Consider the following 13,900-nt stretch of genomic DNA (forward strand, 5'->3'; position numbering starts at 1 on the left):
GCACATCGTCCGGTCGGAGGTCAGGCGCGGCGACTCCATTCCGGCTCCACTCTGCTCCACTCGGACTCCCACATGGTCGCGCGACGCCGGTTGCACCCCATTCGCACGGCGATCCCGGCCAGTGCGCCTGCGCCGAAGGTCACGGCGGCGCTGCTTCCGCCCACCAGCAGCGCTTCGGCCCATACGTCGCGGTACTCGAGTGGGGCGGAGGTGACACTGCCTCGGCTGTCCAGCCAGAGCCTGGTTCGTTCGCCGCGCTCGGTCCCCGGTGGGACCGGCACCTCTCCTGTAGCCTCGCCGCCGGTGGCCGTCACCCAGCGGACCGGCACCGGGACGCGTTGGTATTGTCCCGACTCGTCCGTCCACGGCGTCGACGTGGCCGCGTCGCGCAGGACCGTGGCACGTACGAGATGCCGGTCGGCCCGCTGCTCCGCGACCACTGACTGTTCGCGCTCGAAGGCTGCCCATCCGTGCGCGATGCCGATCGACGAAGCACACATGAGGGTCAGCGCCGCAACAAGAAGCCACAGCCGGGCCTCCTGGACGTCGACCTTCCGGCGCAGAGGATGCGTACGCCACCGGCGGCTTCCTACTACTGCGTACATAGGGTCACAGCCCTTCAGGCCATGCTCTGATCGCGGTGGCCCGCCTGAGACGACGGTGAAACGGCCCCTGCGCGGCGGCTTCCCGCGCGTACGCCGGTGTCCTCGACTCCGAGTCTCCGCACACACGCGGGGACGATGAAGGGCCATCCGACGCATTCGGCTGGGCCGACTGGTCCTTGGCTGCTGCCCCGGACAATCACAGGAATCGTTCGCCACGGTCAGACAGGGGCCGAATGTCCCCGAGGGCTACCCCTTTCGTCTCTCGGAAGCGACCCAACGCGAACCGAGACTGGAACAGCGTCGCCAGAGTAAGGAAGGTCGGCATGGGCTGTGCGAACAGACGGACCGCAGCAGGATTGCGTGGCCGTGCTCAGTGAATGCCTGGGTATGGCTGCTGACCGTTAGGCAAGCTGCCGTGGGATAGGGAGTGAGCACTTTGCGTGCATTTGTTTATCACGGCCCCGGAATAGGACATTGGGACAGTGTCCCGGACCCGGTGATCGAGCAGCCTACCGACGCGCTCGTGCGGGTCGACGCGGCTTCGGTCTGCGTAGGTGACCTGTACATGCTCCGAGGGGAGGACAGTGAAGTGCGGCCAGGCGCGGTTCTGGGGCACGAAGCCGTTGGCGAGATCATGGAGGTCGGCCCCGAGGTGCACTCAGTGGTTCCGGGGGACGAGGTGATTGTCTCGTCCATCTCCGCCTGCGGGTACTGCCTTTCATGCAGAGAAGGTATCTATGGTCAGTGCAAGCAAGGGGGCGGGTGGCTACTGGGGCATGAAATAGACGGCACGCAGGCGGATTTTGTCCGTGTTCCGTTCGCGGACCACTCGACGCACAAACTTCCGTACGGCCTGGACATGAATACGGCAGTATTGTTCTCCGAGGTGCTACCTGCGGCTTTCGAGCTCGGGGTGCGCAACGGTAAGGTGCGGCCAGGAGTTGTGGTTGCGGTGGTAGGGGCAGGACCCGTCGGATTGGCCGCTGTGAGTATTGCTGAGATGTTCGGTCCTTCCCGCGTTATTTCGGTTGACCTGCTGCCGCATCGATTGGAGATGGGTACCGAATTGGGGGCTGATGCCGCAGAACTTCCGGGACGTCTGATAGCGGAGCTGTCGGAGGGCCCCGGAGCTGATGTAGTCATCGAAGCGGCGGGCACTCCTGATAGTTTCACTCTGTGTACGAGAGCGGTGCGATCAGGCGGCCGCATCGCGAACGTTGGTATGCACAATTCGGCAGTCACCCTGCACCTTGAACAATTGTGGCGCAAGAATATCACCATCAGCACTGGTCAGGTCGACGCATCGTCCACACCTTGGCTTCTCGATACGCTCACTTCGAAGCAAATGCAGCGCCTCTCGCGAATTATTACTCGGGAACTGGAATTCGATCAGACGGAAGAAGCCTACGAGATTCTCGCTACCGCGGCTGAAGCAGGAGAATTGAGAACTGCTCTCCGGCGGCCTGGCTGATCGGCGCTACCGTAACCGTCGGCCCCGGCTTCTGAGGGGGCGTCCTCGATGCTCATGCCGGCCGCGTGCTCAAGCGTTTGCGGCTCTGTCGGTCGGTCAGGTGGTCCGCGATGCGGTGGCCTTCGTCGGATAGGCCGGGGAAGGAGTCGCGACCGCCGGCCAGGGCCTGGGTGTACTTGAGTGCTGCCCTACAGGTCGGTGATGCGTGGGCGCACGTCATCCGTGTGTGCTGAGGGGCCTCCCGCATGCCTGATGGCTCATCAGGTAGGTCAGCATCCGGTCAGCATGAGTCCCCGCGCGTCCCGGGGTGATCGTCCCAACAGGCGCCGGCGCGAAGGGAAAGCCCTGGTAAGAAGCCGCCTCGCCCGACCGGAGCGATGTTCCTCACAAACACCGAACGGGGTGTCGGTGTAAGGTCGAGACCGCCCTTGACCTGCAAAAGCAGGCACGGAGCGGTGCCCGCTGGGCGGCTTCTTCCAAGGCCGCGCGCACCGCTTCGAGTAGCAGCTCCAGACTGGTGAGGTCCCGCGCGGCGGCCAGGACTTGGGTGGAGTCGGTGCGCTGCCTCCCGCGTTCGGCGACCACGCCGGCTTCCCGCATCCGTGTCAGCGACAGGGAGAGCAGCTGGTCCGCGCGGTCGTCCTCGCACAGGCGATCACGGAAGTCCGTCAGCACGCTGTGGTGGAATCCCGGGTCGTCCAGGTCCAGAGCGAGTGCGTACGTGAAGTCGATGCGGCACCGCACGGCCTCGGCCGCCTGCCGGTCGGAGAGATTGAGCAGAAACTGCAGAACACAGACCGTGGCCAGCTGGGCCGGTGAGATTCCGGGGCGGCCATCGCGCGGGTACCAGGAAGCGAAGTCCCTGTCGTCCCAGAGACCATCGAGGTGATCACGTACCCACATCGCCGTGGTGCCGCTGGGTTACTGGCCCGCGCCATCTGGGCGGTGAGCTCGGGAACCACCGCACCGGACCGGGGGCGAACGGACACTGACCACCTCAGCAGGACGGAACTACGCAGGACCGTCCGAAGTGTTCCAAGCACCAACAGCCCCCGTCCCGAGAACTCCAAGATCCCCGACAGAGTCGCTCAGTGCCGCGGGGATTCCAGGTGGTTGCGGGCTCTCGGGTGCGGTTGGCCGCGACGGTATGCGGCCCGGCCCTCCAGTGTGTGGGAGGGCCGGGCGGCTGTCAGTCCTCCACTGTCATGCCGAAGTAGCGGCCGAGGTACGTGATGATCTCGGCGCTGTGGGGGAGCAGTTCGGGCAGCTGGGCGGCCAGGGTGTCGCGGGTTGCGGTGGCGAGGGCGGCGCTGCTGGTGGCGGCGGGACGGACGTACGGTTCGAGACGCTTGATCAGTTCGTAGTTGCTGTCGATGTTCTCGGCGCGCATTGCCTTCTCCAGCGGCGGCGCTCCGGGCGGCGGGACGGGCGCCAGCAGCCGACTGACGAAGGTGACGCGGTGCAGAACCCGCCAGCACGGGGGCTTCGCGGAGTTCTGGCGGGTCTGCCGCAGTGCGGCGGCGTCGGAGGCATCGCTGCCCGAGAGCCAGGCCGGGTCGACGACCTTGTGGTAGAAGTCGTCGAAGTTGGCGCTGGTCTCGCCGAGATAGAAGGTGAGGAAGCGGTAGGCGTCGACCTTGCCCGGCACCAGGACCGGCTTACCGGCGATGTCGTAGACCGGTTTGCCATCCTTGTCGCGGCGTTGCAGGTCGCCGGAGGGTGCGCACTGGACGTTCAGGCCGAAGGAGCGGGAGGCGTCTTTGCCCTTGGCCCGGGTGGTGCTGAAGCCGCCGCCCACCGAGGCGTCCATCTGGCCCCAGAAACCAAGGCCGAGAGCGCCGAAGCTGCCCTCGAAGCTGACGCCGAGCTTGCCGCTGAAGGCGTAGGAGCCGGAGGTGGTCTCGCTGACGGCGTCGGTGGCCTCGGTGGTCTCGGCGAAGAAGCCGCCCTTCGCGGTCCAGACGTAGGTATTGACCAGGTCCCGGTGCGAGAAGCCGTTGGCGGCGGCGCTGCCGGCGGTGTTGCGGCCACTCTCCTGCTGCCCGGCGGACATGCCCATCGAGTGCAGCACTGCGGTGGCCTGGGTTTCGGCCGGGTCCCGGCGGTGCGGGTCGGTGGAGATCGATTCGTAGAAGGCGTGCAGCCGCTGCTGGTCGCGGGTGATCCGGCGCTTGAGTGCGTAGGCGTCGCCCGGTTTGAAGTAGCTGTACTCGCCGTAGTTGGCGGCGGTGGGGTAGTCGGGGTCGAGGACCTTGCCCCGGTCGTTGAAGCCGACCGCGCCGTCCAGGGTGCCCTGCTTGGTGTAGCGGGGGTTGATGGGGAAGTGGATGACGTTCCAGTCCCGCGGGATGTCGGGGTTGGGCAGCATCCGGTAGGCGACCAGGGCGCCGGTGTGTGCCAGGCGCAGGGCGAAGACGTCGGCGGTCTGCGACTGGACCAGTGCCAGGCCGGTGTTGGCGGGTACGTACCGTCGGCCGATCGCGGCGTTCAGCACCTTGGCGGGGTCCTCGGTGTGGCCGGTCAGCGCCAGGCTGGTCTTGCGGGCGGTGTTCTTGCCCTGGCTGACCCTGGTGTCCTGGCTCCACGTGTTGGCGTATTCCAGGCTGCCCGACAGGCCGAACTTCATCTGGCCCTCGGCCAGCGGGGTGGCGGTGCCGAAACCCAGTGGCGCCGTGATCGTCATGACACTCGCGTCGGTCTCGATGCCCAGGGCGATGTTGAATGCGGCGTTCACGCTGCGGGTCTTGCTGGAGGACAGGCTCTGCACCACCTGGTCGGCCTCAGCGAACTCCACCGAGGAGGCGCCGGCGTAGCCGTCCCCCTTGTCGGTGAGGTTCTCCGAGGGCACCGGCGGGGCGCCCTCGACGTAGCCCATGAGCTGCGGGTCGAACTGGGCCTGGCCGACCCACTCGGTGACCAGGTCGCCCACCTTGTAGCCGGTGACCAGGTGCCAGCGGCCGCCCCGGACGAAGCCGTAGCAGCGTTTGAGGACGCCGAGGGTATCGCCCTTGGCGTCGAACTGGAGGTCCGCGTACTCGGTGGCGCCGGGTGCGCCGGCGATGGTGTCGTGGAAGGGGGTGCGGACGTCTGCGAGGGCCGAGCGCACCTGGGCGGTGTCGGTGGACACCGGCGCGGTAGAGAGCAGGATGCGCGGCCGCGTGGCGGAGAAGCCCAGGTCGTTGCCGCGCAGGCCCTCGTCGCGCACCTGGGTGGTGCCGGGCGTGGTGGAGTCCCGGTCGAAGGGCCAGTAACCGAGCAGGTCCTGCTTGCCCCCGTGCAGGCGGGTGAACAGGTTGTCGGAGATCTGCTCCCGGGTGCGGACGGTACGCCAGATCCGCACCTCCTCCAGGGTTCCGGTCAGCAGCTCGGTGGGCATACCGGCGTCCAGACGTGCGCCCAGGGTGAGTTGGAGGTCGCCCCAGGCGCCGGTGTCCTGCGCGGTGATCGCACCCTCGGACAGCGGTTCGCCGTTGCGGTACAGCCGCAACGGACTGGCCAGGGGGTCGGGGTCGCGGGTCCAGCGCGCGCCCCGCAGCTTCGCGGGGAAGGAACCGGAGGCGTCGAAGGTGACGTTGCCGGTGTTCTCGTTGAAAGCCCAGCGGGCCACGAGCCCTTTCTCACGCGCGGTGACCGGCAGGCCGAGCTGGACGGCCGGCCGCGCGGCGTTCCACAGCCGCACCTCGCCCAGGACGCCGCGCAGCCCGCGGCCGATCTCCAGTTCGCTGCTGTTGGCCTGCGCGCCGGGGCCGCTGTACAGGTGGCTGCCGACGAACCCGCCGTCGAGGTAGAAGCGGATGTCTTGCTCGGGCTGGATGTTCGCGTTCGCCGGCGTGGCGGCGGAGACGTCGGGTTCGCGGCGCTGGCGCACCACGCTGACGCGATGGAAGGCGCCGGCGGTGACGGCCCGCTCGGAGGTGTACCGGACGGCTTTGCCGTCGGCCTCGGTGAAGGCGAACTCCACCTTGCCGTCCGCCAGGACGCTCAGCTGGTACGGGACGCCGTCCCGGCCGCCGTTGACGACGGTGCCCTTGGCGAGCAGGCCCATCGGCGTGCCGAGGCGTTCGATCTTGACGAACGCCTCGATGGTGAGGTCCTCCAGAATGTCCAGCGTGTTCTGCGAGGCGACCGACAGGCCCTCGCCACCGTCCAGGCGCAGTGCCCAGGACTGGGAGAAGGTGGCGGCGAGGTGCGCCCATTCGTGGCAGGGGAAGCGTTCCGCGGAGCGCAGTACCCGGTCGCCGACCCGGGCCACCACCTGGTAGCCCTTGATCGGCGAGGCAGGGCTGCCCGGCCCGTCGAAGGTCCAGTGGCCGAGCAGCGCGGGCTCCCGGCCGGAGAGCCGCTGGTTGCAATCGGCGGAGATCTCCTGCTGGGTGCGCGCCCGGCCGAAGACGCGGACCTCGTCGATCTGGCCGTCGAGGTAGGTGCCGGTGAAGGACTGGTGGCCCAGGACCAGCGGCCCGTTGCCCGTGTAGACGCCGGTGGAGGTGCGGCGGCCGACCTCGGTGCCGTCCCGGTAGAGGATCTGCTCGCGAGTGGCGTGCTTGTACACCGCTGCCCAGTGGTGCCATTCAAGGTCCGGGTAGGACTGAGCGGTGGTCAGGTCGTCGCTGAACAGCGCGAAGCCGAAGGCGGCGTTCGGCTCGTAGTACAGGTGCAGGGTCTGGTCCGTCCGGCCTTGCAGGGTGCCATGGGTCAGTAGCGGCTCGCGGCAGCCCCGGGACTGGTTGCGCTTGGCCCGCACTTCGACGGTGAAGTCGCGGTTGGACAGGTCGAGGGAGGGGGTCAGCTCGACCTTGGTGTCGCCGATGAACTGCTTGACGGGCAGCCCCACGGGGGCCAGCGCCAGTGAGTAGGCGGACTCGTCCGTCTTGGCGTGGATGATCCGGCCCTGCCCGGAGTCGGGGTGGACCCAGGCTTCCAGGGTCACGTCGCCGGTCGGGGTGACGCTCGGCAGTTTGGCGGCGGGCAGCGTCAGGTACTGGTCCTTGCCGTCGAGCAGGAAGGCCCGGCCCGGCATCTCGGCCCGCCAGCGGCAGCCGCGGCCGGTGATGCTCGCCCTGGCCGTTCCGTTGGGCACGGAGTCGACGCTGCCCGTGGTCAGGGAGATCAGACGGGAGCCGGTCGACAGCAGGACCCCGGGCCGGGTGGACTCGGCCCGGGCCCAGTCGTATCCCACCAGGCTGACCTTGTCGCCGGGCTTGATCGCGGTGACCGCCGTCGAGAGGGTGAGCGTCTTGGAGCCGGTGGGGGCGTCCGCGTCCACCGCGTACCCGGCGCTGCCGATCATGAGGTGGGCCTTGGCCGCCACCGGGGCGGTGGTGGCCGCGGTGAGCTCCACGGTGCTGCCGGTCACGCGGGCTACCGCGCCCACCGTCACCGGCCGGCCGGGGTTCCCGGCCAGGGCGGCCGCCATCTGGTCGGTCTTGCGGGGAAGGGACTTCCAGGTCTCGGTGTCGGCGCCGACGGTGACGGTCAGGTCGCAGCGGCCCGGGGCGTCGCCGTCGCCGACTTTGATGGTGGCGCCGTCCAGGGTGATCCCGGGGTCGCGGGCGAGGAAGGTGAGCGTGCCGCCGTCCCCGGCCAGCGTCTGGGCTCCGCGGACGACAGCGGTGTCGTAGTACACGGCGAAGAACTGGTCGTCGGACCCGCGAAAGTACAGCACGACGTTGCCGGTGCCGCTGTCCAGCAGCGCGGGCCGATCCGTACCGCGGGCGAATACCAGCAGGCCGCCGGACAGGCTCAGACCGGTGCTGTCCACCGCGAGCAGCGGCATCGCCACCGTCAGGTCGTCGTCACCCTGCAGGGCGCCCGACAGGCGGCCCAGCTTGTCCCGGGCGTCCTGCAGTTCCGCCTGCTTGGCGGTCAGCGTGAGCTTGAGTTCGCCGACACGCTGCTGGGCGGTCTTCGCCTCCTGAAGCAGGGCGCGGGCGGCGTCCATCTTCTCCTTGGCCGCGAGGTACTGCGCGTCCAGACCCGAGCGCATGGACAGGCGCGTCATGCGGAACAGGCCCGATTCCGCCTTGAGGTGTTCGCTCGACTGAACCGGCACGGGCACGTCGGCGTTGGAACTCAGGCCGATCGCGAGGCGGCTTCTGCGGTTGACGATGCGGACATACTCGCCCTCGAAAACAAGCTGGAAATGCTCGGACGGGTTGCTCGCTTCGCGCGAGAGAGCCGTGACCAGCCGGGCGTTGTCCGCGGTTGAGTTGCCGGCGACACGCAGGTCCGCGTTGCGCTCGTGGGCGACCAGGAAGTAGCAGGGACGGCCGTCCTGGTTCGCCCCGACCTCCTCCACCCGCCAGTTCCGCCCGGCTGCAGAGGCGACAGCGGCGAACGTCACCGCGGCCTCGTTCTGCGAAGTGTGGGCGGGGAAGAGCCGCGACGGTGCCGTGCCGTCCACCGTGCCCGGCTTCTTGAGCTCCAGGCTGTAGATCCAGGCGGTCACCACGTCCTTCTCGGCGAAGTAGCGTCGCTCCAGGTCCTCGAAACTCGCCTTCAGCCGGTCGTGTTCCGCCTGCCGCTCGGCCACCTTGCCCGCGGTGGCGTCCAGCCGGGCGATCTCCGGTGGAAGGTTCGCAACCTCAGGCTCCAGCCGCCTGATGTCCTGCTGGAGCTTGCTGATCTGCTCCGAGTCCTGGCCCTTCGTCGGCCGCTTGAGCAGCGCCGGGTCCAGCACGTCCGGCACCTGGGCCAGCCGGCCGTCGCGACCGACCGCGAAGTCCAGGCTCGCCAGACACGGGTTCTGGCCGTACTTGGCGGCGAACGCCAGCATCACCCGGGCCTGCCGCTTGGCGGGCTTGGGATCGGGGCGGTACCCGGCGACGGCACTCTCCTGCTGGTGGTAGAGCACCGCCGACATGCCGGACACCACCGAGCGGCCCTTGAGCACGAAGCTGTCACGCCGCACCCCGGGATGGTCACCGACGGGTGCGTCCGAGCCGGTCCACCGCACATCGGCGCCGAGCGTGCCGTGCAGGGCGTTGTCCGTCTGGTCGTAGGCAGTGGTGCCCGCGCCCTCGTCGAAACGGTAGTAGGCCACCAAGCCCGGCTCGTTGCCGACCAGCCGGTAATTCATGTCTTCGGCGAGCTCGGCCGCCGAGCGCTCCCGGTTCCAGATCCGGACCTCGTCGACGTCACCCTTGAAGTAGCCGACCGTCCGGCCCTGGTGGACCTTCTTGCCGATCAACGCGACCGCGCCGGCGTCGTCGACGAACGGCATGTCCCCACTGCCGGACAGCCTGCCGTTGACGTACACCCGCGCGGTCTTGCCGTCGAAGGTGCCGGCGATGTGGCTGTACACGTCCTTCGCGATCCTGTCGCTGGAGCTGATCAGCCACGGGCCGGCGTTGTGGGCCAGGTACACCGTGCCGTCAGGGCTCAGGGCGAGCTGGTACGCCGCGCCCCTGGCCACCACGGGGCCGCTGAGCTCCTCGGGCTTGACCCACGCCTCGATCGAGTACGGCTTCCCCCCGAACCGCAACGCCACCGGATCGCCCAGGTCGACGTGGGGATCGGCGCCGGCCAGCCGCACCGAGGTCTCCGCGTACCCCTCGGTGCCCGTCACCGGCACCAGCTCGCGCTTGGTGAACGGGCAGGCCCCGGGGCTGCGCTCGAACACCGCGTCCCGGTAGAGCGGGTCCGGGCTGGTGTAGAAGCGGGTGCCCTGGGTGTTGAACAGGCCCTGCGCGCCCTGCTCGATGTTGAAGGAGTCGATTCGCCCGGTGGCGTCGTTGTGGGCGAACAGCTGCCAGCGCTGCGCACCGCTGATCGCGGTCGGCACGAGCACCGCGGCGAACCGGCCCTGGGTCAGGTGCCGGACGAACGACAGCGCTTGGGTCGGCTCGTAGAAGGGGCGGCCCTCCATGTCCTCGGTGCCCAGGCTGTCCTTGGCGGTCTCCGGGAGGGTGGCGTGCCGGCTGCGCTTGTAGCGCACTTCCAGGACCGGCTTGAGCTTGCCGTCCACCAGCAGGAACCGGTCGCACAGCAGGGTGTCGCGCACCAGCGGCACCTTCTTCGTGCCGCTGAGCGTGTAGTCGTTGCGGGACGCGTCCGCTGAGTAGCCGCCGCCGGTCAGATTGAACACCGCGGCGGGGTGCGTCTCGTTGATCGACTGCCGCAGGACCACCACGTACGTGCCGTCGGACATCACGTGGAACGGGGCATCCGCGGTCAGCCGGGCGGTGGTGGACAGGAAGGAGTCCGTCTCCTCGGCCGTCGGCCGCTCAGTGGCGGCCGCCTCGGCCCCGCCCCGCTTGACCGTCGGCATCGCCGTCGGGCCGACGACGGCGTACCCCACCTTGGCCACTTCCCTGGGGAAGGGCAGCTCGGCCGGGTTCTCGCTCCAGTACGCGGCATCCGCCTCCCCCTTGGTCGACGGGCCGGACAGGTCCAGCACGGAGTAGACGATCCGATGGGACGTGTCCATCGCGAACGCGATGGTCGTGCCCTGATGCCGCGCCATGGTCACGTGCCGGTACGAACGGTCCCCGTAGACCTTGAATAAGGAATCCTGAGATGCCACTGTTCCCCTCCCACGAGCATGAACGCCGGGCCTCCGGTTCCCCCTGCGGTCCGGAGCGGCGATGGACTTGCGGTGCACCCTGTGGGATGCACCGGGCAGTCTGACATGTGGGCCCTTAGTGAAGGGGTCGTTTCGAAATCACCTCATCAGCAAGTGACTTGATGCTATGTCAGGAGGCCGGACTGTGCAGTCCTCGGCGAGGTCGAAGGCTGCCGCCCGGACGGACCGTCAGGCGGCTGTACGCCCGCACAAGGCCGCTCAGCGAGATCACCTGCGGCCAGAAACCGGACCAGCCGCAAGCGGTCCGGTGCCTCCGCCTGGACCCTGGACGACCGTGACCGCACCTCCGCCCACCTCCGCCGCAGCCCATTCGGGCCATCCACTGTCCGCTCACCGCCGCGCCGCTTCCCGGCGCCGCTCAGCTCACCTCACCATCGGGCCCTGACCAGGGACTCCTGGCAGGCATGGACCGTGACCTCGGCGGTCGGCGGCCTATGCGGGGCTGTGCTGGGGAGTGATCGGGGGGAGGTTGTAGGTTCCGTCGAAGACGGCGGGGCGTGGCTGGTACATCCGCAGGACCGGGCGGAAGGGCCCGGGCGGGGTGGGCAGCCAGTTGGCCGCTGCTGCCGGGTCTGCTGGGCGGTCGGGCTGGAGGTGCAGGGTCAGCGAGCCGTCACGCTCGTAGTGCAAGCCGGGGGTGCGGTCGCCGGCGGAGTAGCGGTTGATGGGGTTGGCGACGAGGTAGTAGTCGGGCAGGTCGTACATGGTGATCGACCAGAAGGCGTCCACCGGCGGCGTGGTCTGGAACCGCAGTGTGTACGCCTGGGTGCCGTCCAGGGGGCTGCCGTCGCCGTCGTTCCAGGTCATCGCGTAGGCGGCTTCGTAGCCGTGGTTGCCCCACAGGCCGGCGCGGGCGGCCGCCGCCCGCACGACCCGGGCGGTCGCCCGGTCGGAGAAGACCCATTGAGGGGTGTTGAGGGTGCCGGGCCCGAAGAAGTCGAGGTTGTAGTTGAAGGCGTCGTAGGCGAGCTTCCAGCCGTTCTGCTCCGGGCTGCTGCCGTGAGTGGTGGCGTGCTCCACCCGCTCCTTGCCCGCGGTGTGGCCGGCCCGCAGCGCCTGCTGCAGCCCGGCGGGCGGGTCGCTGTAGGGGCTGGCGGATTCCAGCAGCCCCAGTGGCGCGAATCTCTGCTGGTAGTCCTGGTCGGCGCCGGCGGGCGGGAACGCCCGCATCCGGGTGCGGAGCTTCTCGAAGAACAGCAGATCGCTCCCTTCGACGGCGGCCTCCGGCGCGGGGAGCCCGGCCGGCGCGGCACGGTCGCCGAAGGGGGTCAGGGCGGTGGCCTGCTGCAGGGTTCGGACGGCGGACAAGTCGTCGTGGCCCTCGCATGCCCAGCGGCCCACGATCGAGGCCACCGAGGTCGGCGAGGCGATCCGGACCGTACCCGCGGGGACCTCGCCGCTCCAGCCCGGCCCGGTGAGCAGGAACGCCCCGGCCGCGGTACCGGTGGCCCGGCGGCCGACGTAGGCGAAGTTGTTCGTCCACGCGTCGACGAACTGGAACACGTAATACCGTCCACCCGTGTCGGGCACCCGCAGCAGCAGCGGCCCACCGCTCAGGTCCAGCTGCGCCATGGAGTAGACGGTGTCGTTGTTGATGCTGACGAAGGTGTCGTCAGGCCCTGCCAGGGTGTCGGCATGGCTGAACCTGTTGAAGGCGGTCGGGGCCAGCGACCCCATGCCCTTGCGGGTGAAGCGCTCCACCTCGTCCAGGTTGAACACCAGCGGGAAGCCGTACACGTACGCCTCCGCCGCCAGAGCCTCTAGATCCGACACCGTGCACCGCCCTCGTCTGCGAAACAGCCCGAGCCGCCATCGTCACCCGGACCACCTCGGCCCGCGACCGGGACGCACCGGGGAGCAGCGAGCCACCCACCTGGCCCCCCTGCCGGGTGTGTCAATCGCAGGGCCCTGCCGCACATCCGGCAGCAACGGGGTGCCAGATTCCCCCACCATCAGCTGCAGAGCGTGCGAATAGTGCCCTGCTCTCGATGTTCCGTAGGCGAACGCGACTGCCGTGCGGAAGACGCCCCCGCGCGCGGGGCTCCCGTCCGCGGGCACCGTGCGGGTCTGCCGACTCCGGGACCTGTGACTCTCCGACCGGGCGGGTCCGCCACCACGGATGTGCGACGGAGTCAACTGTTCACAGCCCCGCGCTGGCGGGCTTGCTCTGAGCACTCGGGGTGGTGCCGTCGCGTGCATGTCGCTCAGGACGGCTGGCGCTCGCTGGTCGCGGCAAGTGCGAGAGCGCCTACGGCATTCTGCGAGGGCATGGGGTCGATGCCGGTGGTGATCACTGGATCGGATGAGGCAGCACTGGCGTCCGGTCACGCAGGGCTCTAGTGCGATCGCGCTGCGCGACGTCGTTGCGCTCTCACGGATTGAGGTTCTATGAGGTTTCGGCAGCACCCACTTTCCCGGCTCGCCGTCTGCGTTGCGGCGGTCGGGCTCGCGATGTCGGCCGCCGGGCCGGCGTTCTCCGCGCCGAGCGCTCCGGGGCCGCCTTCGGCTCCGCCGCTGATGGGCGTCGAGGTCGTGAAGACCACGCGGAGCGTTCCCGACTACGAGAAGGTGCGTATCTTCTGCCCGGACGGGAAGACACCCAGCGACATACTGCGGCATGGGAGCGGAGGACGCGCATGACGCGGCGTTGCAGGAAGCGGGTGATCGGACTGCCTGCCCACACGAGGGGTGAGGCCAGTGGGCGGGCTTCGACTGCCAGTGTTTAGGGGTCAGGCGCGAGCCGCTGGGGGTGGGTTCGATGATCCAGTCCTCCGCGGCACGGCGCAGGCCGGGCAAGGATGCCTCGACGACGGTGTGCGTGAACTGTTTCGTCTCTTCCCAGCGGAGGAAGCGCTCGCGGACGGTGAGCACTCCCAGCAGTGTCACTTCGCGGATCGATCCGACGCTGATCGGAGGTGGCGGGCCCCAGCGCATGCCGGTGAACACGTACGCCCAGCGGACCAGTGCGTCGCCGGTCAGTACCTTCCAGATCCATTCGGGCGGGGCGGCGATCTCCACCTGGCGCTCACAGCGAAAGCGCGCGGACTTGAGGAAAGTGTCCCCGCTCGTGGCGAGCGGGCCCCAGTGTCCAGCGGTGACGTCATTCTTCCGTCGAGGACGTTCCACTATACATCAGGGCAATCCTCCAGGAGCGATACGGAGTTCGAGGAGAATTTGGGGGGCTACGCTGATCCTTCTCGTCTTCGGAGCCGTGTCGCTCGGCCCGGCTCTGGCGCCCCC

General features: G+C 68.9%; 6 protein-coding genes. 1 reads left to right on the plus strand and 5 read right to left on the minus strand.

What is annotated here, in order from left to right; genetic code table 11:
• Nucleotides 1-20: 20 nt before the first annotated feature.
• On the minus strand, nucleotides 21-605 hold the full coding sequence (locus tag B9S57_RS18860; RefSeq protein WP_103516733.1) for a hypothetical protein: 585 nt from the start codon (nucleotides 603-605) through the stop codon (nucleotides 21-23).
• A 436-nt stretch (nucleotides 606-1,041) separates the two neighbouring features.
• Between B9S57_RS18860 and B9S57_RS18865 the strand changes: the two genes are divergently transcribed.
• Nucleotides 1,042-2,076 (plus strand): alcohol dehydrogenase catalytic domain-containing protein, encoded by a 1,035-nt coding sequence (locus B9S57_RS18865; RefSeq protein WP_103516734.1) that lies wholly within the window; start codon nucleotides 1,042-1,044, stop codon nucleotides 2,074-2,076.
• A 384-nt stretch (nucleotides 2,077-2,460) separates the two neighbouring features.
• Here the strand turns inward: B9S57_RS18865 and B9S57_RS18875 are convergent, their stop codons facing one another.
• The 4 genes from B9S57_RS18875 to B9S57_RS36435 form a co-directional block, all read right to left on the minus strand.
• Entirely contained in the window at nucleotides 2,461-2,979 is a 519-nt protein-coding gene (locus B9S57_RS18875) for a transposase (RefSeq protein WP_258036445.1), read from the minus strand.
• Nucleotides 2,980-3,265: 286 nt separating this feature from the next.
• Complete coding sequence (locus B9S57_RS18880) at nucleotides 3,266-10,540, minus strand: LamG domain-containing protein (protein WP_103516736.1); 7,275 nt, start codon at nucleotides 10,538-10,540, stop codon at nucleotides 3,266-3,268.
• Nucleotides 10,541-11,092: 552 nt separating this feature from the next.
• Nucleotides 11,093-12,433, minus strand: coding sequence for a DUF1254 domain-containing protein (locus B9S57_RS18885; protein WP_103516737.1), 1,341 nt, complete (start codon nucleotides 12,431-12,433; stop codon nucleotides 11,093-11,095).
• A 42-nt stretch (nucleotides 12,434-12,475) separates the two neighbouring features.
• Entirely contained in the window at nucleotides 12,476-13,786 is a 1,311-nt protein-coding gene (locus B9S57_RS36435; RefSeq protein ID WP_374935960.1) for an SRPBCC family protein, read from the minus strand.
• Nucleotides 13,787-13,900 lie beyond the last annotated feature (114 nt).

The organism is Streptomyces sp. SM10, assembly GCF_002910915.1.
In the GTDB taxonomy this organism is placed as follows: domain Bacteria; phylum Actinomycetota; class Actinomycetes; order Streptomycetales; family Streptomycetaceae; genus Streptomyces.

Bases quoted from the DNA above. Each gene is read 5' to 3' on its own strand.
- B9S57_RS18875 (WP_258036445.1), bottom strand. From the start codon at position 2,979: ATGTGGGTACGTGATCACCTCGATGGTCTCTGGGACGACAGGGACTTC.
- B9S57_RS18860 (WP_103516733.1), bottom strand. From the start codon at position 605: ATGTACGCAGTAGTAGGAAGCCGCCGGTGGCGTACGCATCCTCTGCGC.
- B9S57_RS18880 (WP_103516736.1), bottom strand. From the start codon at position 10,540: ATGGCGCGGCATCAGGGCACGACCATCGCGTTCGCGATGGACACGTCC.